General features: G+C 66.3%; 21 protein-coding genes. 13 read left to right on the forward strand and 8 right to left on the reverse strand.

From position 1 onward, the window contains the following. The 3 genes from KEG57_RS38960 to KEG57_RS38965 form a co-directional block, all read left to right on the forward strand. The coding region (locus KEG57_RS38960; RefSeq protein WP_272459433.1) for an RHS repeat domain-containing protein at window positions 1-3,507 on the forward strand (3,507 nt) is incomplete at its 5' end. Between the two features lie 262 nt (window positions 3,508-3,769). Further along, window positions 3,770-4,369 (forward strand): formylglycine-generating enzyme family protein, encoded by a 600-nt coding sequence (locus KEG57_RS56255; RefSeq protein WP_372518271.1) that lies wholly within the window; start codon window positions 3,770-3,772, stop codon window positions 4,367-4,369. A gap of 101 nt (window positions 4,370-4,470) precedes the next feature. Continuing rightward, on the forward strand, window positions 4,471-5,295 hold the full coding sequence (locus KEG57_RS38965) for a hypothetical protein (protein ID WP_272425270.1): 825 nt from the start codon (window positions 4,471-4,473) through the stop codon (window positions 5,293-5,295). Between the two features lie 10 nt (window positions 5,296-5,305). Here the strand turns inward: KEG57_RS38965 and KEG57_RS38970 are convergent, their stop codons facing one another. Then, window positions 5,306-5,764: a hypothetical protein gene (locus KEG57_RS38970; RefSeq protein WP_272425269.1), complete on the reverse strand. Its 459-nt coding sequence runs from the start codon at window positions 5,762-5,764 to the stop codon at window positions 5,306-5,308. Between the two features lie 881 nt (window positions 5,765-6,645). Here KEG57_RS38970 and KEG57_RS38975 point away from each other — a divergent pair. The 6 genes from KEG57_RS38975 (at window position 6,646) to KEG57_RS39000 (ending at window position 12,486) form a co-directional block, all read left to right on the forward strand. Further along, window positions 6,646-7,722: a hypothetical protein gene (locus KEG57_RS38975; RefSeq protein WP_272425268.1), complete on the forward strand. Its 1,077-nt coding sequence runs from the start codon at window positions 6,646-6,648 to the stop codon at window positions 7,720-7,722. Between the two features lie 69 nt (window positions 7,723-7,791). Continuing rightward, window positions 7,792-9,036: an RNA polymerase sigma factor gene (locus KEG57_RS38980; RefSeq protein ID WP_272425267.1), complete on the forward strand. Its 1,245-nt coding sequence runs from the start codon at window positions 7,792-7,794 to the stop codon at window positions 9,034-9,036. Between the two features lie 337 nt (window positions 9,037-9,373). After that, window positions 9,374-9,946: a hypothetical protein gene (locus KEG57_RS38985; RefSeq protein ID WP_272459434.1), complete on the forward strand. Its 573-nt coding sequence runs from the start codon at window positions 9,374-9,376 to the stop codon at window positions 9,944-9,946. An 8-nt stretch (window positions 9,947-9,954) separates the two neighbouring features. Beyond that, the gene (locus tag KEG57_RS38990) at window positions 9,955-10,323 is read left to right on the forward strand and encodes a helix-turn-helix domain-containing protein (protein WP_272425265.1); all 369 of its coding nucleotides are present in this window, start codon (window positions 9,955-9,957) and stop codon (window positions 10,321-10,323) included. 283 nt (window positions 10,324-10,606) lie between these two features. Beyond that, window positions 10,607-11,350: a hypothetical protein gene (locus tag KEG57_RS38995; RefSeq protein WP_272425264.1), complete on the forward strand. Its 744-nt coding sequence runs from the start codon at window positions 10,607-10,609 to the stop codon at window positions 11,348-11,350. Next, complete coding sequence (locus KEG57_RS39000; RefSeq protein WP_272425263.1) at window positions 11,251-12,486, forward strand: hypothetical protein; 1,236 nt, start codon at window positions 11,251-11,253, stop codon at window positions 12,484-12,486. Before KEG57_RS38995 ends, KEG57_RS39000 begins: the two co-directional genes overlap by 100 nt. A gap of 462 nt (window positions 12,487-12,948) precedes the next feature. Here the strand turns inward: KEG57_RS39000 and KEG57_RS39005 are convergent, their stop codons facing one another. Together KEG57_RS39005 and KEG57_RS39010 are read right to left on the reverse strand one after the other, a co-directional pair. Beyond that, entirely contained in the window at window positions 12,949-13,113 is a 165-nt protein-coding gene (locus tag KEG57_RS39005; RefSeq protein WP_272425262.1) for a hypothetical protein, read from the reverse strand. Between the two features lie 11 nt (window positions 13,114-13,124). Further along, window positions 13,125-13,676: a DNA sulfur modification protein DndB gene (locus tag KEG57_RS39010; protein ID WP_272425261.1), complete on the reverse strand. Its 552-nt coding sequence runs from the start codon at window positions 13,674-13,676 to the stop codon at window positions 13,125-13,127. 13 nt (window positions 13,677-13,689) lie between these two features. Between KEG57_RS39010 and KEG57_RS39015 the strand changes: the two genes are divergently transcribed. After that, window positions 13,690-17,946: a DEAD/DEAH box helicase family protein gene (locus KEG57_RS39015; RefSeq protein WP_272459435.1), complete on the forward strand. Its 4,257-nt coding sequence runs from the start codon at window positions 13,690-13,692 to the stop codon at window positions 17,944-17,946. A gap of 3 nt (window positions 17,947-17,949) precedes the next feature. Here the strand turns inward: KEG57_RS39015 and KEG57_RS39020 are convergent, their stop codons facing one another. Continuing rightward, window positions 17,950-18,285, reverse strand: a complete 336-nt coding sequence (locus KEG57_RS39020; protein WP_272459436.1) for a hypothetical protein — start codon at window positions 18,283-18,285, stop codon at window positions 17,950-17,952. 129 nt (window positions 18,286-18,414) lie between these two features. Between KEG57_RS39020 and KEG57_RS39025 the strand changes: the two genes are divergently transcribed. Continuing rightward, on the forward strand, window positions 18,415-18,771 hold the full coding sequence (locus KEG57_RS39025; protein ID WP_272459437.1) for a hypothetical protein: 357 nt from the start codon (window positions 18,415-18,417) through the stop codon (window positions 18,769-18,771). A gap of 55 nt (window positions 18,772-18,826) precedes the next feature. Here KEG57_RS39025 and KEG57_RS39030 read toward each other — a convergent pair whose 3' ends face one another. From KEG57_RS39030 to KEG57_RS39040, 3 genes are all read right to left on the reverse strand, one after another. After that, a complete protein-coding gene (locus KEG57_RS39030; RefSeq protein WP_272459438.1) occupies window positions 18,827-19,774 on the reverse strand; it encodes a YecA family protein in 948 nt (315 codons plus the stop codon). A 53-nt stretch (window positions 19,775-19,827) separates the two neighbouring features. After that, window positions 19,828-20,238: a hypothetical protein gene (locus KEG57_RS39035; protein WP_272425257.1), complete on the reverse strand. Its 411-nt coding sequence runs from the start codon at window positions 20,236-20,238 to the stop codon at window positions 19,828-19,830. Between the two features lie 1,032 nt (window positions 20,239-21,270). Next, complete coding sequence (locus KEG57_RS39040; RefSeq protein WP_272425256.1) at window positions 21,271-21,648, reverse strand: hypothetical protein; 378 nt, start codon at window positions 21,646-21,648, stop codon at window positions 21,271-21,273. 247 nt (window positions 21,649-21,895) lie between these two features. On the opposite strand from KEG57_RS39040, the gene KEG57_RS39045 reads away from it, so the two are divergent. Beyond that, complete coding sequence (locus KEG57_RS39045) at window positions 21,896-22,366, forward strand: hypothetical protein (RefSeq protein WP_272425255.1); 471 nt, start codon at window positions 21,896-21,898, stop codon at window positions 22,364-22,366. 33 nt (window positions 22,367-22,399) lie between these two features. Further along, window positions 22,400-23,602: an FIST signal transduction protein gene (locus KEG57_RS39050; protein ID WP_272425254.1), complete on the forward strand. Its 1,203-nt coding sequence runs from the start codon at window positions 22,400-22,402 to the stop codon at window positions 23,600-23,602. A 324-nt stretch (window positions 23,603-23,926) separates the two neighbouring features. Here the strand turns inward: KEG57_RS39050 and KEG57_RS39055 are convergent, their stop codons facing one another. After that, entirely contained in the window at window positions 23,927-24,601 is a 675-nt protein-coding gene (locus KEG57_RS39055; RefSeq protein WP_272425253.1) for a lysoplasmalogenase, read from the reverse strand. Between the last annotated feature and the right edge of the window lie 135 nt (window positions 24,602-24,736).

Genomic DNA, 24,736 nt, shown 5'->3' on the forward strand with positions numbered 1-24,736 from the left:
GCGGTGCAGCTCGACGAGCTCGGGCTGGTCGTGGCCACGGCGGTCATGGGCAAGGTCGGCGCGGCAGAAGGGGACACGCTCGCGGAGCCGACCACCACGTTCGAGTACGACCTCGAGCGGTGGTGCAAGGACAAGAAGCCGAACGTCGTCCGCGCCGCGGCGCGCGAGCGGCACGGGGATCCCGCCACGCCCTGGCAGCACAGCTACACGTACCTCGACGGGCTCGGGCGCGAGGTCATGAAGAAGGTCCGCGCCGAGGCCGGGCCGGCACCGAAGCGGGACCAGAACGGCCTCCTGGTCAAGGACGCGCAGGGGCAGCTCATCCTCGAAAACACGACCGTCCGCTGGGTGGGGACAGGACGAACCGTGTTCGACAACAAGGGCAACGCGGTCAAGAAGTACGAGCCCTTCTTCAGCGCGACGCACGAGTACGAGGACGAGAAGGAGCTCGTCGAGTGGGGCTTGACGCCCATCCTCCGGTACGACCCCCTCGGGCGCCTCGTCAGGACCGATCACCCGAACGGCACGTTCTCCCGTGTGGAGTTCACGCCCTGGAGGCAGACGAGCTGGGACGAGAACGACACGGTGCTGGACAGCGCGTGGTATGCGGCCCGGCAGGCTGGCGCCTTGCCCTCACCGTCGGCCCAGGAGCAGCGCGCCGCCCTGCTCGCCGCCAAGCACGCCGGCACCCCCGCGGCGCTTCTCCTGGATGTCCTGGGCCGGCCGGTCGTGAAGGTCGAGGACAACGGGGCCGCGGGGAAGTACACAACCGCGACGACGCTCGACATCGAGGGCAACCCGCTCGCCGTCATCGACGCCCGAGGCAACATGGCGATGGCGCAGCTCTTCGACATGCTAGGCCGGCCGCTCAGCCAGAAGAGCATCGATGCGGGTGAGCGGTGGACCTTCTTCGACGTGCTCGGCAACCCAATCCGGAGCTGGGACAGCCGCGGGCATGTCGTCCGCTCGGTCTACGATGCTCTTCACCGGCGCACGGAGCTCTGGGTGCAGAAGGACGCGGGCGCCGAGGTCCTGGCGGAGAAGACGAGCTACGGCGAGGGGCAACCGAACGCGCAGGCCGCGAACCTGCGCGGAAAGGTGTACCAGGTCAGGGACGGCGCGGGCGTCGTCACGCACGTGGCTTACGACTTCAAGGGCAACCCGCTCGAGGTGCACAGGCGGCTCGCCAAGAACTACAAGGGCGACATCGACTGGTCGGCCTCGCCGGTGCTCGAGGCGGAGACGTTCGTCCAGAAGACACAATACGACGCGCTCAACAGGCCGACGAGCCTCACCACGCCGGACCAGAGCGAGATCAGGCCGAAGTACAACGAAGCGGGCCTGCTCGAGCAGGTAGAAGTGCGGCTGCGCGGGTCTGCCAACTGGACGACGTTTGTCGATGACATCGATTGCGATGCGAAGGGGCAGCGGGAGAAGATCGTTTACGGGAATGGGGTTGTCACCGAGTACAGCTACGACCCGCTCACGTTCCGGCTGACGCGGATAAAGACGATAAGACCCTCGGACGGGGCACTTCTACAAGACCTTCGTTACAGCTACGATCCCGTCGGCAATATTGTTGAGATCGCGGATCTCGCGCAGAAGACGGTCTTCAACAACGGGCCTGTCGAGCCCGTCTGGAAGTACGAGTACGACGCCTTGTACCGGCTCAGCGAGGCGACAGGCCGCGAGCACGCCGGCCAGAACGTGGACATCCAGCAGGACGACGGCGGCTTCCCCCTGCTGAATGTACCGCACCCGAACGACCCGCTGGCGCTCCGGAACTACACCGAGCGCTACCAGTACGACGCGGTTGGCAACATCGAGAAGATGATCCACGAGGTCGTGGGCCTCTCGGGGAGCTGGACACGCCGCTACGACGTCGCGCCGGAGAACAACCGGCTGCTCCGCACGAGCCAACCCGGCGACGCCGACGGGGACTTCTCGGCGAAGTACGGCCACGACGCCCACGGGAACATGACCTCGATGCCGCACCTGCCGAGCATCGGATGGGACTTCAAGGACCAGACGCGCGAGGTCGATAAGGGCGGCGGCGGCAAGGTGTACTTCACGTACGACGCCGCAGGGCAGCGCGTCCGGAAGGTCTGGGAGCACAACGGGATCGTCGAGGAGCGAATCTACCTCGGGGGCTTCGAGATCTACCGGAGGAGCGAGGCGGGCTCGCTGGTCCTCGAGCGCGAGACGCTCCATGTGATGGACGGGGCCCAACGCATCGCCCTGGCCGAGACGAAGACCGTAGACACCTCGGTGCCGAACCTCGTTGTGTCGTCGCGCGTGCGCTACCAACTCGGCAACCACCTCGGCTCGGCCGCGCTCGAGCTCGACGAGGCCGGCCTGGTGATCTCCTACGAGGAGTACCACCCGTACGGGACGACGGCCTTCCACGCGGCGGCGGCCGGCGTGGAGGTCAGCGCGAAGCGGTACAGATACACGGGCAAGGAGCGGGACGAGGAGACGGGCCTCTACTACCACGGGGCGAGGTACTACGCGCCGTGGCTCGGGCGGTGGACGAGTGCGGATCCGGCGGGGTTGGTGGATGGGCCGAACCTGTATGCGTATGGCCGGAATAACCCCCTCCGCTTTGTTGATCCGGATGGGCGCCAGGCGCTTGTCAAGCAGACAATGGTACGTCCTCCTCGGACGCCCGCTGATGTGCAGGCGGAGCATCGGGCGCAGCAGGTGCAGCGCCCACCGCCACCAACACCTCCACAGAAAAACGAGACGCCTGCCCCTGCACCAACCCCAGCTCCGGCAGCAGCCGACAAGAACAGGGTGCCAGAGGAGCTCCTGAAGGCCGTGGACGAAGGCAAGGTCAGAGCCAAGGCACCATTCCTGACGAAGGAATCGGAGTCGTTCGTCGCAAGGTACTTTCTGTACGCGGTTGACGAACTGCAGAAACGAGGAATTCCGCGACGCAATGCTGTGCTCTTGCTGGCTCAAGCAGGGTTGGAGACCAGCTATGCCCGCAAGACGATAGAGGAACCTGGGAAGGAGCCGCGAAGGAATCCAAACGCAGAAGAGGGGGTCAATAACTTCCTTTCCTTGCAACCGACGCCGCCACAACGCATGGAGCTGGTCGAGCGCGGCATCACCATCAAGTGGGAGGACCGCGGCAACGCCGGGGCGCCTTCTACAACCCCGGTCCCTCAATTCAAGAGCATACGCGAGTCGATCGCGGCGCAACTAGATATCGCATACCGCATCGGCCACGAGGTTCCCGAACGGCATCCTGAGCCGCAAGTCCGGCTCGGAAAAGACATCGTGCGGGAAGGCGCCACGGCAGAGAGCTACGCGCAGGCAGCAGTGGGCTACTCACAGCAACCCTACATGCCCGCGGACCCGAAGGCTCACAACTTCGTCAAGGAGCACAACAGGGTGTTACCCGTTGTTATACGCATGCTGGAGAGCTTGCCAGATGGCACCAGTGCAGAAACGAAAGCATGGGCGATGCAGCTCGTCGCAGAGCTACGTGCACCGAGAAGGTAATATGCGCCTCATGGTCGGTTGGGCAAGCCGCACGCGGGAGCTAGGAACTCGTGGGCTGCTTCTTTCAGCATTGTTGTGTTCTTCCTGCGCCCCCCGATGTGGGGCTGACACGGGGGCGACAGGGGCAGCAACTCCAGCAGAAAGTCCAGCCATTCTTCCAAGCGGCAGCGCGCGAGCTCCCCAACCAACGGACTCCTCTGACATGGACGCGCCAAAGAAGACTCGGTCAACCAAAGGATCGAGCGAAGGTTGCCCGGACGGCATGGTCAGGGTCGAGGGTGGAACGCTGAGTACTCGCAGAAAGGCTCCCGCTGCCATCAAAACCATCTGTGTCGACCGGATTGAGGTTACGGTACAGAGCTATGCGGAGTGTGTTGCCAAGGGTGTCTGTCAGGAGCCAGGAAGCGGAAAGGCGTGCAACTGGGGGGTGCCGGGGCGTGAGCAGCATCCGATCAACTGCGTTGACCTTGCCGGCGCCGAGAAGTACTGCAAGCAAAAAGGCGCGCGGTTGCCGGACTTCAATGAATGGGAATGGGCTGCAGAAGGAAGAGATGCTGCCACGTCCTACCCATGGGGTAACTCACCGCCTGAAGAGAACGCTTGCTGGTCAGGCACGACGAAGCGGACCAGCACATGTCCGGTCGGCTCGTTTCCCAGTGGGGACTCGCCCCAAGGTATTAGCGACCTGAGTGGGAACGTTTCAGAGTGGACGACAACAGCATTCTTGGATATGCCAGGAACGGTTCTATTGCCCGGGGGATCCTGGTGGGATAAGGACCCGGATGCGCTAAAGGCGATAGCGGCAGACCATGACGTTCCCGGACAGAAATACCATTCAATCGGCTTTCGTTGCGTAAAATAGGTGTAGTTCGAGGAGCATCCCGCCTCTGCATGTCCGAGGTCACACGTAGGCCCCGGCCTCGCTCCACCCCGAGTACAATGTGGGCCGCCAAGGAGGCCCGGATGAACCTTCGTTACTTCATTGCGGCGACCACCCTCACACTTCTTCTCGCCGGCCTTGGGATCTTGCCTTCGTGCAGTAGCCCTTCCTGCGACGACGGTGGCGAGGGCTGCCCCTGTACGACAGGCCTCGAGTGCGGCAGGCCGCCCGCCTGTACAGGCTGGATCTGCGACGGCACCTGCCACAGCTTCAACGAGCGCGTGGGCTTCCGCTGCATGATGGAGTCCTGCCCAGGCCCGGACAAGTGCCCTGGCGTGTGCGATGGCGCGGGCACGTGCATCGGGTGCCTGCAGGACGTGGACTGCAAGCCGGGGCATACCTGCGAGCTCGGGAACGTGTGCTCACGGTGCGATGACGGGGTGAAGAACGGAGACGAGACCGACGTCGACTGCGGCGGTTCATGCCCGCTATGCCCAGGGACGTGCAACGTGGATGCTGACTGCCCGGCAGGCTACTGCTGGGAGGGCCTGTGCGTCCGCTGCGATGACGAAATCCAGAATGGGGACGAAACCGGCGTCGATTGTGGGACGATGCTTGGCCACTGCCCCCTCTGCACCGGTTACCCGTGCATGACCGACGAGCAATGCGGGACCGGGATCTGCTCGGGGAACGGTGTCTGCTGCAAAGTCACCTGCGACGGCTGCCAGCAGTGCGGCGTGGATGGGGAATGCGTTCCGAAGTACGGCCCCGTTCCTCCATGGGCGGATTGCCTTCCCGGGCAGGCTTGTGGTCTCGGGGGGACCTGCGCGTGGAAGGACGGTGATCCGTGCACGAAGAACGAGGAATGCTTTCACCTGAAGTGCGTGGACGGGATCTGCGGCTGGTAGCCGGTCCCCATCACGGCGGCGGAGCGAGCTCGGGGACGCAACAGTAGGTGACGGGCATGCCCGTGTACGGCGCGCCGATGACCTCACCCCCGCCGGGTTCGCAGGTGCCGGTCTCGGAGAAAAGGACCTCGGCAGTTTGGCTCGCGAGCGCCGTACCTATCGGCAGGTCGACGCACTTTGGGCCCTCGCTCGAAGGGAGAATCAAGCCACCTCGCTCGGACCCGCATGCGTTATCGGCGTACACCTTGGCTTGCACCTCGCAGAATCCGCCTTGCGGTGGGCCGCAGTTGCAGGCCGAGCAAACCCTCTGCTCCTCGACCTGGATCCACCCATCGTGCCGCTCGGACCAGTCCTTCGGGCACGACAGCAACGCACCGAGCCCGTAGGCCACGCGGCACAGCCGGTATCCCGATGGCGGAGGGAGGATGCAGATGTTCACGAGATCGCAGGCTCCGACGCTTGCGGCCACGTACTCGATCACCTTCGTCCGAACCGGAGGTGGGAGAGGCTGCCCCTCAGGTGGCATGGCCGGCTCGGCGACGCAGGGGGCGACAGTCGGTGGTTCTACGACCAACGATCGAACGCACGGCGACCCATCGCATGGGGCGCCAGCGGGGATCTGGCTCGATGAGGAACAGCTACCGTTCCAACCTGCCGGAGGATCGAACGAGGTGACCGTGGACGAAGAAACATCTTGACAGGAAGTTGAATGGACGTTCCACGAGGTTGGCGCGACGCACCCAGTGGCCGGTACCGCGCATGAGCACGTCGGACACGTCGGCTCGGCGAAGACCACGTCCACCCAGCTCTCGTACCGTTCCGCAGGAAGAGGCGGAGGGGGCGGATCCGTCTCCTTGCCCATCCACACGTACGAGGGGACGTAGTCGAACCCGCCTCCACCCGGCGTGATGCACTGGGCATGATCGGGGCACGCCGATCCTGGACCTCCATCATCCTCGCCCGCATCGACATCGTCGCCAGCATCCGCGTCGGCATTCACGTTGACGTCATCCCCAGCATCAGGCGGACACGCGTACCTCTCTCCTGGCGGCCCGCAGCAGAGGACCTCTTCGTCGGCGTCGTTGTAACAGATCGTGTAGCCCTCGATCTTCCCGTCGCAGCTCTCTGCGTCGCATGCAGCGAGGCAGAACGCGATCACCATGCCGAGGTACGATGCGGAGGTCTTGAACGCACGCACGCCGTAAAGGCTAGTCCTCGAATACGGGCACCGTCAACGTTTGGACCCGAGGGACAAACCGGCGCCGTGCACTGTCGCGTTCCACCAACGCTTGCACCTCTCGCGCTCCCCGGCCAAACTCTGCGCTGGGGACAAACTAGGTCTCTCAGGTCATGCGCGACGCCTCTTCACGCCCATGCAAGGCGCGACGCCTTCTGCTCGTCGCGGCCCTGCTCTGCGGCACCTCGGTAGCGGCGGCGCAGCCATCCCAGGTGCTGCCGTGGCGCCTCGACTACGCCCCTGGTCCTGACGCCCCGAAGAACTGCCCGGACAAAAGCTACATCAAGGCCGCCCTCGCCACGAAGCTCAAGGGCCACGACCCCTTCACCGACGACGCGCCGCGCTCCATCTCCGTGAAGCTGGTGCTCACGCCCCAGCGGATCGAAGCGCACATCGAGGCGCGCGACGAGAACGGAGAGGTTGTCGCCAACCACGTTACCCAGGCGGAATCCTGGCGCTGCGACCAGCTCGCTGACCGTACCGTCTTCTACTTGCGCGACATCATCGACCCTCTGAAGATCCCGCCCGCGACGTCGGCGCAGTCGAGTTCGTCTGCGACGCCCGCGCCATCCGCGCCTTCATCAGCCACTCTGCCCCCAGTTCCCCCTACTCGTGCTCGCGTCGAGCCGTTTCAACCTGCCGCAGGCCCCTCGGCACCCAAGGCCGCGGCGCGCTCGGAAGGGCTGCCGCAGCTAGCCGTCTACGCGAACATGGGGGCTGCCTGGTGGAGTACCCCTGAGACCGCCTTGAGCCTCGCGGCGGGCATGGAGGCGCGGTGGAAGTGGCTCTCCATCGGCGTCGAGTGGAAGTACGACTATGCCTGGGCTTTGCCGACGAAGCTCGCTGTGGACGCTGAACGCGCGGGCGTGGCCGCGCTGGCATGCGGACGCCACGTACTCTTTCCTCCCCGGGTCTCCGCCCGCGCATGTGTCTTCGGCGATGTCGCACTGCTGTCGCTCGACGCCCAGAGAATCAAGCTCGTCAACGATGATGACCTTGTACTCGATTTCGGCGCGCGCCTCGGCGGAGAGTTCAGGCTTGCTCGCTTCTTGAGCCTCCAGCTACACGGGGACATCGCCTACGCGGCCCGTCGTCCAGTGTTCATCGTTGACGGCGAGGAATTCTGGCGGTCTCCCCGTCTCACTGGCGCTGTCCGGGTCGGCGTGGTTGTTCCCTTCGACATCCGGTGAAGGAGCCTTCGAGCAGGAGGCCGTACGATTTATTGGACGGGTCGCCCGTCTCGGCGCGTGTTTGTAGTCGTGCGCCTCCTCCTCCCATTCCTGCATCACGCCAGCGACGCCTTTCTCCGCTTCTACGCGACGCACCTCCTGACCGTTCTAGGGCTCCTGGCGCGGATGGGCGTGCGCCCGGCGGATGTCGACGACCTCGCGCAGGTCGTCTTCGTGAAGGTCTACAAGAACTTCGACAAGGTCCCGTCCGCGGGGGTCGATGACTGGCTCAAGATGATCTGCCAGCAGCAGGCGGCGGAGCACTATCGCCTCCACCGTCACCGCTTCGAGACCCCCGAGGCAGACGTCGGCGTGGACGTGCCCAGCGACGAGAACCCGCACGAGCGCTTCGAGCATCACGAGCTCGATCAGGTCGTCAAACGCGTGCTCCAGACCATGGACGCGGAGCTCGTCGACGTACTCGTCAGGGCCGAGTTCAACGGGGAGTCGCTGCCGCAGATCGCCGCGGCGCTCGGGGTCTCGCGCAACACCGCGCAGGCCAGGCTCGTCGAGGCCAAGGACGTCTTCCGGCGCAGGGTGACTAAGCTGTTCGGCCGGGACTTCACGCCGTTCATGGTGCTGCCTTTCAGCCTCGATACCGTCTTCCGGCCCCAGGACCTCACGCCCGACTTCATCGAGAAGGCGCGGCACGAGGTCTGGCGCGGCGTCGCCCGCGAGCTCGGCTTCAACGAGGCGCTTCCTCCCATCCTGGCGCCGAGCCCGTCGCCGCCCTCCGAGCCGCCGGCTTCGGGCGAGCGGCTCATCCAAGCAGTCGCGCCCCGGGGTTCTTCGCCTGCCGCTCGAGCCACCGCGAAGGCGGTGCTCGAGTTCATCAAGCACCCGCTCTTCCTGGTCGGTCTCGGCGCCCTGGGCGGGGGTGGCGCGGTCGCCCTCTGGCCGCACGACGCACCGCCCGCTGCGCTTCATGCAGTGCCGATGGTGCTCTCCGTCGTGGTTGACGAGGGCGGGCGGGGTGAGAGCTCCTCTGTTGTCGTCGCGCCTGCGCCCACCCCCGGACCGAGCCCGACCGTGATTGTCGTCGCGCACCCGCGTCCCCCTGCCGGCCCTGTGCCACTCAACGACCTGGAGACGACAAACCTCGAACAAGCCCGGGAGATGCTCTCGCGCGGGCAGTTCGCCGAGGCGCTCTTCACGCTGCGGCAGCATGAACGGGACTACCGGGACAGTCATCACGCAGCGGTCCGGAAAAAGTACATCGCCGCGGCGCTCGAGGGCCTGCGGCAGAACGAACAGAAGAGCGGCACCACGCCCTGACCAGCCTCTTGCACGGGGGCGTGCATTTTCCTTGGACGGGTCATCATGTCGGCTCGTGTTTAGAAAGTAAGGGACATGCGGCTTCTACGCCCGGCCATGAGCGCCGGCCTGCGGCGGTGTTTGTCCTCGCGAATTATCATCATCCGCAGACGGCCGCGGTGCAGAGCGCGCATTGGGGTGCGTTCGTCGAGGCATACCACCGCGGTCGCCTGGGGATGGTGATGTTCGCTCGAAGGAGGTCGCGGGACACAGCTCGCATTCGCTAGCCCAGGTTCCGCGCCCGCCTCCGGGCGATTATCACCGTGCCGGCGACGGCACCCGTGTGCTCGGAGGGTACATGGCCACCGAAAACGAACAACACGACCACGCCCGCGATGTGGCGGGCAACGTCAGCGTAGAGCGGCCCTTCGCGCGCACGCTGGGCTGCGGGGACGCACAGCCCGCGCCGAGCTCCACGAGCCCCCGAACGACCATCAGGCCGTCGCCATTGGTGGCAGAGCCGAAAGAGCCTCCACGGCGTCATCGCACGCCCATCGAGGAGGTGAACGACGTCCTCCGGCAGCTCCGCATCCCCGAGCTCGCCGACGTCCTGCTGTTCGCGCAGCGCACCCTCGCCGCGCGTGACGCAGGCCTGGATCCGTCGGTCATGAGCGAGCTCCTCGCTGCGATGAGCCGGCTTCATCCGGCCTACAAGAACACGCAGGGCGTGCCGCTGCCGATCCTCCGTGGGGCGCTCGTCGTAGTTCCTCGCGCCACGCTCGAGGCGGCTCTCCTACGAGCAGAGCGTGAGGGCAGCATCAAGCTCGTCGCCGTCTCGCCCCTCGCGCCGTTCATCGAGCGGCAGGCGGGTATCCACGACTCGAAGCGCGGTCTGCTCTACTTCTGCGCTGCTCCCACACCAGCGAGATGAGAACGAGCGTGTCTCGCCGCGAGGATCTACACCCGTTTGTCGCCAAGCTAGGTGCACGGATCCGAGATCTCCGCCTCGCGCGAGGGATGTCGCTCGAGCAGCTCAGGAAGAAGACCGGCATCGTCGTGAGCCACCTTTCACTCGTCGAGCGCGGGCACGTCGTGCTCACCGTAGGCACGGTCGATCGCATCGCACGCGCGCTCGGCTTGACGCCGATGTTCCTGGTGCTGCTTCCCGAGGAGAGCGAACTCGAGGCGGTCGTCGAGCGGATGGGCCGCATGAGCGCCGACAAACTCGCGCGAATGTTCGAGCGGGTGTCCGCCTCCAAGAGCCTGCGCCTGAAGAAGCCTCGTCCGCGCGGGAGTCACGGTCCGTAGCGAAAGGTTTGTCCCCTCTTGCGGTTTGGCGTGGAACATGCGATCCAGGGTCGCGATGTCCTCCGTGCGTCCGCCTCCCGCGCCGTTCGAGCCCTCGCCTCCGGCCTCGCGAAGGCGGCTCCGATCGGGGCCGGACGCGTTCAGCGTTCTCTCGCGAGACGGTGCCGCCGCGGTCCTGCTCTTCGCCCGTGCCAAACTCGAAGCTGAGCGTCGGCGTGCACCTGGGCTCGTGAACGCATCCCTTCGGGCCTTCGCCTCGGGCGTGGAGTCAGCGGCTCGCAGCGTGACCGAAGGGGTACACGACGAGGGCGTGTTCATCGCACCGCTCTTCCGCCTGCTCCGCGAGCGTGACGAGGTCCCCTCCTGCCCGAGGCTTTCTTCGTTCAAGGCGCGGCTGCTCCAAGCGTACAACCGCGGGCTCCTCGAACTCGCCACGTGCCAGCGCGCCGAGGACGTGAACCCCTTGGTGGTCGCCGCATCTGCGGTTCGTTCCCGACGAATCACATTTCATCTCGTGCAGCGATGGTCGCGTCGGAACATGTTCGCCGCGCTCGACGACGTCGTCGGGGCGCTCTCTCCCAAGGCATACGCCGCCGCAAAAGACTTCGCGCGCAAGGTCCATGAGGATGAAAAGCGCCGTGAAGGGCGCCCCCGCCTGATCACGCTACCGCTCGACGCTTTCGCCGCCCGCGTGCAGGCCGTCGTCAATGAAGGCTCGCACGACGCGCTCGTCGTGGAGCTGTTCCGAGAACTCGATGACCGCGGTGAGGCGACGGGGCTCGGTCTCTCGGCGTTCAAGGCTCGGCTTCGCGGTGCGCATCGCACGGGCCTGCTCACGCTGCGCGCCTGGCAGGCGACGGATGGTGTGCAGACCCCAGCCATGCAGGCGTCCGTGGTTAGTCACGAGGGGATGACGCTGCACCTCGTGTGCTGCACGGCGGCCCCGTTGCCCATCCCGTGGGGGCGGCCGGCGCCGCTCTTGGTTCCCGCGCCGCGCTGGATCGAAGCATCGCAGGGGCGACTGTAATGAGTGAGTATCAGTATTATGAATTTCAGGCTATCGACAGGTCCCTCACCGAAAAGGAGATGGACGAGCTTCGTTCGTACTCGACGCGTGCCCGTATCACCCCCACGAGCTTCGTCAACCATTATGAGTGGGGGAACTTCAAGGGCGACGAAGACGCGTGGATGTTCCGCTACTTCGACGCGTTTCTGTATCTCGCGAACTGGGGCACGCACGAGTTCAAAGTGCGCCTGCCTTCGAAGTTTCTCGACCTCCCCGATGTGCGCCCGTATTGCTCGAGAAACAGCCTGACGGCGCGCAAGAACAAGGACCAGATCGTCCTCACCTTCACCTCGCAGGACGACGAGAACGAAGATTGGGATACCGGCGAGGGCATTCTATCTTCGCTGATCGCGATTCGTGCGGAGCTCGCCCGCGGAGATCGTAGGGTGCTGTACGTCGGTTGGTTGCTCGCTGTGCAAGCCGACGAGCTCGACGATGAGGAGCCGGAGCCGCCCGTGCCGCCCGGGCTGGGGCAGCTCAGCGCTTCGCTCGATGCGTTGGTCGAGTTCCTGCGTATCGACCCGGATCTACTTCGTGCCGCCGCGGAGACGAGCGCGCAGATGTCGACCCTATCGCCCGGCCGAAACGAGCTGATGGCTTGGCTCGCGCCGCTCCCGCCGGCCGAGAAGGATACGTGGCTCGCCCGCTTGTTCGCCGAGGACACGCTGTCCGTGTCGGCGGAGCTTCATCGTCGGTTTGTGGAGGATCACGAACCGGGGCAACCGAGCCTGGCGCCGCGACGAACTATCGGCGAGATTCGCCGCATCGCCGAGAAGCACGCTGTGGAGCGAAAGCAAAACGCCGAACGAGAAGCTGCCGCCGAGGCGGACCGGCGGCAGCGAAAAGCGGCGCGCGAGCGGGCGAAGCGTCTGGATACGCTGGTTGGCAAGGAGCAGCAGCTCTGGTTGGATGTCGAGACCCTCGTCGCGGCCAAGCAGTCCAAGAACTACGTTGCAGCGGTGGAGGTTCTGGTTGACCTCCGCGATCTCGCCGCGAGATCGGGAGCGGGGGACTTCGAGACGTTGCTGCAGTCTTTTCGGAGCCGGCACGCGCGCAAGGCAACGCTCATGGATCGGATCTCGAAGGCCGGCCTGTAGAGCGTGGTCCTTCGGCTCCCTGTCCCCGCGCGACGAGTTTTCCTCGCCTCCCTGCCCTCGCGCGACGAGTTTTCCTCGCCTCCCTGCCCTCGCGCGACGAGTTTTCCTCGCCTCCCTGCCCTCGCGCGACGAGTTTTCCTCGCCTCCCTGCCCTCGCGCGACGAGTTTTCCTCGCCTCCCTGCCCTCGCGCGACGAGTTTTCCTCGCCTCCCTGCCTCGCGCGACGACTTTTCCTCGCCTCCCTTGCCTCGCGCGACGACTTTTCTTCGGCTCCCTTGCCTCGCGCGACGACTTTTCTTCGGCTCCCTCCCTCGCGCGACGACTTTTCCTCGGCGCCCGGTCTCACGTACTACGGGCCAAGGCGCGATCCACGCGGCCTGCTGGACACGCTCAGGACCGGCAGGGGGCTAAAAAAGAGCGGACGGTGCAGCCATCGAGCTGCACCGCCCCTGTCTTCTGCGATCAGGCCGCCGTTGCCCCGGGGACGGCCCGCAGAGCCTTGTCCCCCGGTCCGTCGTCCTCGCCGACCTTCGCCGGCTCGTACCGCCGCTCTTCGATGGAGAGCTCGAGGCCGAGGTGATGCTTGATCAGGTTCGCCGTGAGGATGACGCTCGCTGCGTTCTTCAAGACCCTGCCGTTCACAACCGCGCGCCCCTCCCACCGCCGGTGGCCCGCGACCAGTCGAGCGTCCTGAGCCCCGTCAGCACGCTCTTCCAGTCCTCGCGCCGCTCCCGCAGCAGGGCGTTGCCGACGCGGCCAAGCGCTTCGAGCACGACCGCATGTGCATGGACGCATCGATCTCGCAACACCGCCGCCTTGATCCGCACGAGGCCGACGTCTTGCCAGTCCGGCATTACGCGCGTCACCTCATTCCAGAACTCGACGGCGATCTTCTTCGCGGCCTCGAAGCTCCCACTGAACCCCGCGAGCAGCGCCTTCGTCGCCGCGTGGATGCTCGCAAGCGCGAAGAGCTTGTTCGATCCGCCCGAGACCGAGGTTTTCTCCCCGTCCGTGAGCTGGTGGAAGAGAAGGACGTCGCGAACGACGGCGCGCGTGAGCTTCGCCAGCTCGTCGCGGTGATCGTACAGGAGCCCCAACAAGTTGTTCGGCCGCGCCGCGAACCGGTTCAGGTCCGCGAACCGCTGCTGCGCCTTCTCAAGTTCCCTGTCCGCACGTGCTTCGTGTACCATCCGCCCGGCCCTCGTGTCCTCCCCCTTTCTCAAAATCCCACCCTCCAATTGGATCGCGAGCAACGCCCTCGCCTTCGCGGTCCCCGACCTCTACCCGGTGAGCCGTGGCCACACCCTCGTCATCCCGCGCCGGCTCATCGCGACCTGGTTCGATGCGACCCCCGAGGAGCAGGCGGCCATCTTCCAGCTCGTCGGCGAGGTCAAGCGCAAGCTCGACGCGGAGCTCTCCCCGGACGGCTACAACATCGGCATCAATGCGGGCGAGGCCGCGGGCCAGACGGTCATGCACCTGCACGTGCACGTCATCCCGCGATATCGCGGCGATGTGGACGACCCGCGTGGTGGCGTGCGGCACGTCATTCCTGGCAAAGGAAACTACCTCGCAGAGAAGTTTTCTGCGCTCTCCCAGGGCGGCATCCAAGACCCATTCCTCACGCACCTCGTCCCTCTGTTCCGCCGCGCCACGGACATCGACATCCTCGTCGCATTCACGCAGGAGTCCGGCCTCGACAAGCTAGAGCCACACGTCTTCGGCGCCATCGAACGCGGGGCGCGTGTCCGGTTCGTCACGAGTGATTACCTCCACATCACTCAGGCCGCCGCGCTCTTCGTGCTCCTCGACTGGATGAACGCCCTGGCAGCCCTCGACGCGGCTCTGCCGATGCCCGGCCAATTCGAGGCGCGTGTCGTCGAAGTCGCACGACTGCCGAAAGGCGTACCTTCTTTCCACCCAAAGTCATGGCGTTTCGAGGGGCCTGACTTCGGCGCGGCGTTCGTGGGTTCGAGCAACGTCTCCCATGCGGCTCTCCTCGCGGGCGTGGAGTGGAATCTGCGGGTCGACCGGGCACGCGATCCTTCGGCGTTTCACACCATCAAGAGCGGCTTCGAGCGCTGGTGGTCTGCAGCGCTCCCTCTTTCTGCCGAATGGGTGGCCGAGTACGCACGTCGCGCCCGTTCGACGGCCACCCCGTCCCTGCCTCCCGGCGAGGAGCTGGAAGAACCGCTCCCTCCGCCCCCTCCGCCACACGAGATCCAGATCGAAGCCCTTTCCTCACTTCGCGCGAGCCGCGAGAAGGGCCATCCCCGCGCGCTCGTCGTCCTCGCGACGGGGCTCGGGAAGACGTGGCTTGCGGCGCTCGACGTCGCATCCTGGGCCGAGGAGAAGGGCGAGCGTCCACGCGTCCTCGTGCTCGCGCATCGCGAAGAACTCTTGATCCAGGCAGCGAAGACGTTCCGCCGCCTTTTCCGCGAGAATGCCCCAAGATTCGGCTGGTTCGTCGGCGACAGGAGCGACCTCCGCGGCGACATCGTTTTCGCCTCCGTGCAGAAGCTCTCTCGCGCCGAATCTCTTTCGCGGCTCCCTCCCGACGGGTTCGACTATGTCATCGTCGACGAGGTCCACCACGGCACCGCGCCGACCTATCGCCGCATCATCGACCGCCTGCACCCTCGCTTTCTCCTCGGCCTCACCGCAACGCCCGAGCGCACCGACGGCGCCGACGTGGCTGGGATCTTCGACGACCACGTCGCTTACCGCGCCGATCTCGGGGTGGGCATCCAGCGCAAGCTGCTCGTTCCCTTCGCCTATTTGGGCCTGAAAGACGACACGAACTACGACGCCATCCCGTTCCGCAGTCGCCGCTTCGATCCGGAGACGCTGGAGCAGGCGATCGACACGGATGCCCGGCTCGAAGCGATGCTTCGTGCATGGAAGGAGCACCCCGGCCAGCGAACCCTCGTCTTCTGCTGCTCCATTCGCCACGCCGACCACGCGAGCGCATTCCTCATGAAGCAGGGCATTCGCGCGCTCGCCGTCCATTCGGGTTCGACCTCGGCCCCGCGTGAGAGCGCCATCTCTCACCTCGCCGGGGGGCACATCGAGGCGATCTGCACCGTGGACCTCTTCAACGAGGGCATCGACATCCCCGAGATCGACCGCGTCGTGATGCTCCGGCCAACCGAGTCCCCGGTCGTCTTCCTTCAACAGCTCGGCCGCGGTCTGCGCGTCGCGGAGGGCAAGACGCGCCTCGTCGTCCTGGATTTCATTGGCAATCACCGGGTCTTCCTGGAGCGCGTGCGCACGCTGATTTCGCTCGGCCCCGAGCCCACGAGCCTACGCGACTTCCTGGAGGGCAAGCAGGCCGCCCGCATGGCGCCCGGTTGTTCGATCGATCTCGAGCTCGAAGCCAAGGATCTTCTGACCAAGCTCCTTCCGCCACAGGGCGGAAGCCCGGCGGAGCAGGCGTATCGCGATCTTCGTGAGGTCCGAGGGCAAAGGCCCCTCGCAGGCGAGCTGTACCGCATGGGATACGGTCTCAAGAAGCTGCGTGATGCCCACGGGAGCTTCTTCGATTTCGTGGCCGCCATGGGCGACCTCGACGACGCGGAGAAACGCGTCCTTGCCATGGCGGGTGACTTTCTTCGCGAGCTCGAAGTCACCCCCATGAGCAAGTGCTACAAGATGGTGACGCTGGAGGCGTTGCTCGAGGCCGACGCGCTTCGAGACGGACTCCCCCTCTTCGACCTCGCGCAGAGAAGCTACGCCATCATGGCACGGTCCCCCGAGCTTCTGCGCGATCTGGAAGGTGTGACCGATTTTCCCGATGTACATGACCCGGACATGCGCCGGTTCGCGGCGTACTGGCGGATCAACCCGATCGCCGCCTGGACGAGCGGGCCGGGCAAACGATTCTTTGCGCTGGAAGGGGATCGGTTCGTCTCGCGGATTCCCTGCCCCCCAGGCGCAGAGGAAGTGCTCACGGCCATGGTGCGTGAGCTCGTCGACTACCGGCTCGCCATGTACCGCACGCGGCGAACAGAATACGTCTCCGGTGTCTCGTTCACGGCAAAGGTCACGTGGAACAAGCGTGATCCCATCCTGAAGCTTCCCTCCCGCGAGCAACGGCCGGACCTTCCCCTCGGTTTTCAGGACGTTCGATTGCCGGGCAACGTTGCGTGGCAGTTCTCGTTCCAGCAGCAGTTCTGTAATGTTGCGCGTCCCCTTGGCTCGCAGCGGAACGAGTTGCCGGATCTCCTGCGGCGCTGGTTCGGCTTGGCTGCGGGGAAGCCCGGAACGAATTTCCGGGTCCGTTTCTCGCGTTCTCCCAAGGGTGACCTCTGGGTAGAACCGGACGAGCCGCGAGCCGAGGCGAATACTGAGCGTGGTGTTCTCCTTGCCTTCCCCACGCTGCGCGCAGCCGCGGGGGCAGCCCGGGATCCGATGGCGCTGGCGCCCGAAGGCGAGCAGGTCCGGCTACCGACGAAGGCGCGTGGAGAAGGCTTGTTCGCCGTCCGGGCCACGGGCGACTCCATGAATGGGGGCAAAGAGCCCATTCGTGATGGCGACTGGCTCGTGCTGCGCTTTGCGCGGGGGCAATCCCGGGAAGCGATGAAGGGCAAGATCGCGCTGGTCGAGGTGCCGGATTCACAGATCGGCGCAAGTCATCTCGTCAAGCGCGTCGTTCAGGATGACGGGCGGTGGGTCTTGCGATCGGAGAACCATGCTTTTGCCGCCATTGACGCCACGGCCGATACCGTGCCCATCGCCACCCTCGTGGAGGTGGTGAAGCCCGAATCGCTCGGGCCAGCCGTCGGCGTGACCATCGAGGATGAAAAGCTCGCCGAAGCATTCGATCTCTCGGAGCCTCCGCGGAGCAGACGGGTGGATGGTCACCTGTTTCTGCTCATCGAGGAGAAGGGAAGGCTCGTGGCGCCGGATCGGATCCGATTCCCGGGCATCGAGCCGCGACCGGGTGAAACGGCGTTCGTGTTGACGCGGGCGCCGGAGGGGGCGACATGGCGTTACGCCGGCGTCGCCCGCTTCGTCGAGGAGGATGGCCTGTGGGCGTGCGCGGGAATCGATCTGCCGACCTTCCGTGCGCTGGGAGAGGGCCGGGAGGCGTCTCACACGTTGCCTCGATCCGTCGAGGAGCGGGCGCGTCGTCTCATCGATGAGCTACTTCGCAAGACGGGCGCGGGGTCGAGCGTCGAGCAGAATGGGAAGCGATTCCGGCTCGTCGGACCTGCGAAGCGAGGTGGACTGCGTATCGACGGCGGTCCTTCCGGATTCGAGGAGCGGACGGTGTCGCCGACCGATATCGGGTGGGTCCTCGTCGCGCTCTCCGAGGTGAACGACGATCTCCGGCGGCTCGACGAGGAGCTCGTTCACCGGCTACGATATCTGGAGGGCACGTCGAAGGGCTCGACGCGGTACATCGACACGGAATGGGCCATTCTTCTCGTGAAGGAGGCGCTTGCGGCGAAGGATTGAGGCTCAGCCACCTTGCGGTCCGCCTCCGCCCTGCGGTTCTTCCGTCTTCTTTTTCGCCCGCCGCTTGTACAGGGCCGAAAGCTCGAACGCCGTCGCGATGGCGGGCTCTCCGAGCTCCCGTGCCGCCGCCTCGGCCGATTCGCGCGCCGTTCGCGTGAGAAGCTGATTCCCTTCTTGCCCGACGCATGGATCCCCGAGGCGCTGTCGATCGCCGAGCGCATCGCGACCGTTCACGTCCGGGCGAACGTCCTTGTCTGGCTCGCCTGGAGGCTCGGCGACGCCGAGCGAACGCAGATCGCCGAAAGAATCCTGGCGGCTGAGCTCCCGCGCATTCGTCACCTCGATTCCACCGAAATGCGCAGCCAGATCGCTCGCACCGTGGCGCCTCTCTTACCTGAGCCGCGTCGAAGTGAGGTGCTCGCCGCCTTCCCATCCCCGTCGACAGCATCGCCGCAGCTCGACGGCGCGATGGTTCGTGGGAAAGCAGGGCTCGAGCGATCCGCGAGGATCGCCCCCGAGCTGAGCACCCAGGAGCTCGAGGTAGCGCTCGCCGAGGCCGTGACCGAGCGCTCGCACGGAAGCCCCCACGACGCACGGCTCGAGGCGGTGGCCGCTCTCGCCTCGGAGCGGCTACGGCGCCCTCATCCACCGCGCCAAAGGCTCCAGAAGCTCCTGCACGACACACTCCATGGGCGCGCAGAGACACGCGCGGAGGTGCTGCTCGTCCTGTCCGCGATGGCGCCGCTCATCATCGGTCTCGGGGGGACGCCGGCGGCGGTCGGAGTTGTGCAAGCGATTCGTCGCGTGGGCGAATGGTGGCCGTAGGCATCGACGAGGTGCTGCCCAATCGCGCCCTCGTTCGCGCGGTGTACTGCTCGCTTCAAGCTCCACAGCATCGCTTGTACTTCTTCCCGCTCCCGCACGGACACGGACCTTTCCGCGATACGACCTTCGGGGCTTGCTGGATTGGCCTTGCCCAGAGGAATGGCTCGCGCGCCGAGAGAAGCACCGGCTTTGCCCATGCCGCGTCCCAAACGCCCCGCGCTGCGGTGAGAAAGTCCGCCGGCAAGTGGAGATCTTCGAGCCCGGCCCGCGAGACCCAGGGCACCGCGCCGAGCGAGCCGAGCATCTCTGGGCTCTCCATCCATTCGACCGGGCTGTTCGCGGCTATGCAAGATGCGAGAGCATCCGGCACGTCCACCATCCTCTCGAACTGATACGGCGATCCCGGAGATGCCATGCGGCTCGCGAGGAGGGCGAGATCCGCGCCGTTTTCCCGATGGATCGCGGCGAGCACGTCCGGCTCGTCCATGAACATCGTCCACTGGCCTGCGATGGTTCCAGCCGCATCGCGTACCAGGTCGCTCACGAGATCCTCGCCGGATAGCCTCGGCCCTGTCTCGAGCACCTTTCCCACCTCGGCACGCAGCCGTGCATGACGGTGGCCTATCGCCACGAGCGATAGGCCCGAGCTCGCTACGTCGATGTAGCGCTCGGCTTCTTGATATTGGCGCTTCTGATACGGCAGCGCGAGCTTGCCGAGGCGCGCCGTCGCCCAGACGCCGCGCAGCGTGATGCCGATGATGCCCGTCTCCAGCGCGATCCGAGTGCAATCAAGCCGCGCGATCGTCTCGACGTCCTCCTCGGACAGCCCCTCGAACTGCGTGGGCCCGCCGGCCATGGCGAGCGCGACGAGGTGCCCCGTTGCCCAGGAGAGCTTCCAGTACACGTCAACGAGCTCGTCGTGGCGCCGCGCGAGTTTGTCCGTCCGCCGAAGCTCCCGGAGGAGAACCAGACGCAGGTCGACGAGGGTGGGCTGGAGTTCCATCAGCCAACGGAAGAACTGCACCCATAGGAACGGTTGTATCGCGACGAGACGGGTCATCTCCTCGCGCGAGAGCAGTGAACCAGCATCGTAATGCGCCGGAGCAGCGCGGCTCGGCCCCCGGGTTGACGAGCAACCGCCTCGGCCTGGGCCAAGCGCTCGCGCATGACTTCCGTTTTGCGGATGACGGCGTCGAGCTTCTCTCGGGTGATCAGGAAGAGGTCCTTCGTGGGCTTCATGCCTTCGCCGAGGCACGTGACGAAGTGCCCATCGCGCGTGACGACGAGGAAGGGGCCCTCCTCCGGGTCGGCGAGCGAGATGGCAACGCGCTCGCAACGCTCAGGGACGCGCCCAGACGCGAGGATGTGCCGCAAGAGGGCCTCGTCGCGGTAGAGCGAAAGGGAGAGCTCGACGTGCTCGAAGGACACGCGGTCGAGGCGGGAGAGAAAGTGGTGGGCGTGACCCATGAGATCCTCTGGAATCATAGCGAACATCGACCCGCGTCATGCTTTTTTTTGCGGCGTTCGCGACGCTCACCCCCCACCTCGCTGACCGCCACGATGCTCGATCACACGACGGAATACGCGCGTAGCCTTGGCCTCGGCTGGTGCGAAGTTCCATGGGCCTGTCCGATTTCGATCCGTCGCCTCTTCAGACCGTGCCGGTCCTCGAAAGCGACCCTCCGCCAATCTCATGGCCTGCTGCAGCGCGCCTGGGGGCGTTCTTGCAAGCAATGTCATGGCCTGCGATAGCACGCCCGCATCTGTCGACGACAGACGCTTCCCTGTCGACCCACCCATCCCACAAGGAGAAGCAGCTCTGGCGGAATCTCGAGACGCTCGTCGACAAACAGCCCAAGAACGACATTGCAGCGGTGGAGCCGCGCCGGGGCGCCGCCCCGGACCCCGCGGGGGCTGTTCGCCCCTCGACCCGAACCAGGCACGGCCTGGACCGAGGGTGGAAGAACTGCGCGTTGCGCAGTTCTTCCACAGGCCGGTGGCAAGACCAAGGGCACGTGAGCTGTCGTACGTGTATCCAGGATGGAGGCGCGTGGACCTGACTCGGGGGCGCGTGGGGTTGACCCAGGAAGGCGTGATGTTGATGCGGAACGTGGTGGAGGTCACCAGGTAGCGTTCGAGGTTGACGAGAGGGCGCGTGGACCTCGGGGCCGAACGATTGGTTTTCAGCCACGGGCGCATGAGGTTCGGCAGGAAGCGCCTGCTGCTCTCCGCGAGACACGTGACTTTCGTGCGCGGGCGCCTGGGCCTCGAGAGAGCGCGCGTAAAGTTGGCAAGCCATCGCGTGGACCTGGGAAACGGCGCGCCTGGACCTCTCGCTGCATCCCCCGCAGCTCCCCGAGGAGCGTGCGGACTTCACGCGAGGACGTCGGCCCGCATGGAACCCCAATCCCTCTCTGGCTCGGTCGATCCCGTGCGGCGCGGGAGCGCGTGTGCCATTTCTTCGCACGCTTCCCGCCGTGGAACCCGGAATCACGCTGATCAGTCGCCGATGTCGCTGCCCTGGGCGACGGTCTGCCCGTCGGACGTCACGAGGACCTCGAAGTCTCGCCCATCCTTGCTGATATGGGCCTCGAAGAAGACGCGACCGCCCGGCAGCGTATACATCTCCAGCTTGTCGAGCCTGCCGCCCGCCGCCCACCGCAAGATGGTGTCGCGCGCCTCGGGCGAGGCGGATTCGAGCGTGACCTCCCACTCCTTGCCTTGCTCGAGGAAATCCTCGAGCGACCTGCCGCCCGTATCCACGGGCGACGGCGTCATCTTCGCGTCCTCTTGGCCCTGCGCGTAGCCCGCAGCCGGCAAGCCGACCAGAGCGAGCCCGAACGAAGCGAGCAAGGCCCATCCTTTCTGCCCAGTCATGGCTGCATTCCTCCTTCCCGGTACTCCGTATCGCCGGATCGCGCCGATGCGTATGCGAACGGGATGCCGCGCTGCCCGGCAAACCACGCGCGCCCAGCAGACGCGTGGCGCGAAGGTCTCCGAGGGCCCGGGCTACGGGGGCCCGGTGTTCCGAGAGCCAAACGAGTGACGCACGGCGGCGAATGCACGGAGGGGCACGATTGCAGTTCGTTCTGGACGCCGCTCGCGATTCTGCGAAAGTATTCCCGTGACGAGCCCGCAACGCCCCCTGGATCGCGCCCCGTGGAACCCGGAGGCGGTTCCCGAGGGACCTCGCTCGGTCCGCACCAGCCAGCCGCCCGCGCCGCCCGCACCCGTGAGCGCGTTCATGCCGAGCTTCGAGACCTCGCCGCCCCCAGCGCCCTTCGAGCGCACCCCGCCGCAGAGCGTCATCAACCCCGTGTATGCCCCCTCGTCTCCCCCCGGGGGGCCCGTCTCCTCCGGAGCCCCACGGCGCTCGCTCGGAGGCATCGCCGCGGTGGTGCGGCAGCTCGACCGGAAGCACGGCGCGTTTTTCATCTCGCGCCTCATCCTCATGACGGGCATCAACCTGCGCACATACGACGCCGCGACGCCCGACGATCCACATGCGGTCGCGAAGCTCGCCAGGGCGCTGCGCTCGCTCGTGCCCGCGACCGAGCTCGACGGGCTCTTGCAGCTCTTGCCGATCCAACGATAGAACGCTCCCAACGAAGGAAGCAGGGAGGAGACCATGAGCGATCTCGTCATGGGCGCTGGACACAGCGCCGCCCCGGAGACCCACGCCGCCGTGCGCGAGGCCGCATCTGTCGCGCGACGCGCGCTCGGAGGCAAGGAGCCGCGGCTCGCCATCGTAGCCGCCACGGTCGATCACGACGCAAGCGTGGTGCACGCGGCATTCCGCGAAGCGTTGCCCGGCGTGCCTCTCCACGGCGCGACCACGTCCCTCGGCGTGCTCACGGGCAGCGGCGTGGTCATGGGCGAGAAGGGCGGCGTGGGCGTGCTCCTCCTCGGAGCCGGCCAGGATGCGTCGTTCGCCGTGGGCAGCGCCGATCTCGCCGAAGGCGCGCGAGAGGCGGGCCGCAAGGCCGCGCGGGCACTCGCGTCGAGCGGCCCCGCAGGCGAGCCCCCGCGGCTCGTGTTCATCGCGGTCACGCCTGGCCGCGAGGAGGAAATCCTCGCCGGCATCACCGACGTCCTGCCCGGCGTGCCCGTCTTCGGCGGCAGCGCGGCCGATCACACGATCGAGGGCGCCTGGAGCATCTTCACGGACCAGGGCGTGCAGCGCGAGGGCGTCACCCTCGCGGGGCTCTGGGGCGCGTCGGTACGTATCGGCGCGGTCATCGAGGGTCCGTACGAGCCCACCAACAAGCGCGCAGTGATCACCGCGTCGAACGGCCGCGCCATCGAGACGCTCGACGGCCGCCCGGCAACCGAGGTCCTCCACGGCTGGATCGGCGACTCGATCGCCGCCGAGGTGCGCGAGGGTGGCAACCTGCTCATGCAGACCGCGGTGACCCCGGTGGGCATCGCGCGCGGCGGTGACGCGGAGCAGCCGTTCTACCTGCTGCTCCACCCGGCGCAGGCGCACCCCGAGGGCCGGGTCGACGTCTTCGCCGAGGCGCCGCAGGGCGCCACGGTGTGTCTCATGTCCGGCAGCGCGGATTCGCTCGTGGGCATCATCGACCGCATCGTCGACCGCTGTCTCGCCGCGGCAAACATCGAGCCGCGGGACGCGCGCGGCGCATTCTTGATTTACTGCGCGGGCTGCGCGGGCGCGGTGGGCGGGCGTATCGAGGAGGTGCTCTCGCGCCTTCGGGGTCGGCTCGGCGACGTCCCAATCCTCGGCTTCTGCACCTTCGGCGAGCAAGGCCACGTCCCCGGCGTGGGCAACGTCCACTCGAATCTGTCGGTCTCGCTCGTCATCGCGGGCTGAGGCGCTGAGCTGGGGCGTTGCCCCAGGCCCCACCAGGGGCTATCCGCCCCTGGACCCGGACCAGCCAGGGGCTGGACCCGGGGTCGATGAACTGCGCGATGCGCAGTTCATCGAACAGGCCAGGTCAAGGCCAACGACGACCCTGCCAATCAAGACCGCCGTGACCGGCAACGCCGTCCCTGGTCTTGCCACCGGCCTGTGGGAAGAACTGCGCATCGCGCAGTTCTTCCCCCTGAGGTCCAGGGCTTGCCCTGGTTCGGGTCGAGGGGCGAACAGCCCCCGCGGGGTCCGGGGCAGCGCCCCGGCGCGGCGGTTTGCGATGGGTCACGCGCGCTCGCTCTGGAGCGGCATCGATCCTCGAAAAATCAAGAATTGGCCCAGCCAATACGTTGAAAGGATCCAGACCGGCCCGAGAGGGAGAGGGAACACCCAGCGATTCGCGCCGATGAGCGAGTCCGATATCACGAAGAAGATCGCGCCTGCGCAGAAAATGCGGGAGGCGTGGTCCTTCGGCTCGACGAAGGCGCGCCCGAGTGCCCGGCCGAGCATCGATGAGATGACGAGCGCATACGCCGTGATTGGCGCGTGCAGGGCCTCTGGCGCGCGGCCGGCTCCGACGAGAATTCCCCACATGAGCCCGCCGAAGGCGAGCGCCGGGAGCATCGGGAGCCACGCGCCGACCGCGCGCTCCGGCAAACCCATCCCGGCGATATAAAAGAGGTGCGCGACGAGAAACGCCCCGAGCCCGGCGACGAACACGTTATCGATGACGACGTCGGCGACGAGCGACGCGAAGAGCCCGAGCCCGACGAACCTCGCGAGCCGTCCCTGCCTCTCGCGCAGACGAGCGACGCAAAGCAAAAAAAGTGGGACGGCCTTGACCAGACGACACGCGAGCGAGCCCGGCGCAAGCACGACGAGCAAACACGAGGCCGTCGCGCTCGCGAGGTACGCCCCGAAGAAGGTCGCCTCGTGGCACCAAAAGGAAGCCCGATCCATGCGTCGAGAACTTACCACGACGCTGCCGCCGGACGCCGAGCGCGGGCAGCTACGCGAGAACGCGGCCCTGGGCGCTCGGCACGCGAGCGTGACCCCTGTTCGTGTTCTGCTTTCTCGTCTCGATGGGCAGAAGAA

Source organism: Polyangium jinanense (assembly GCF_028435365.1).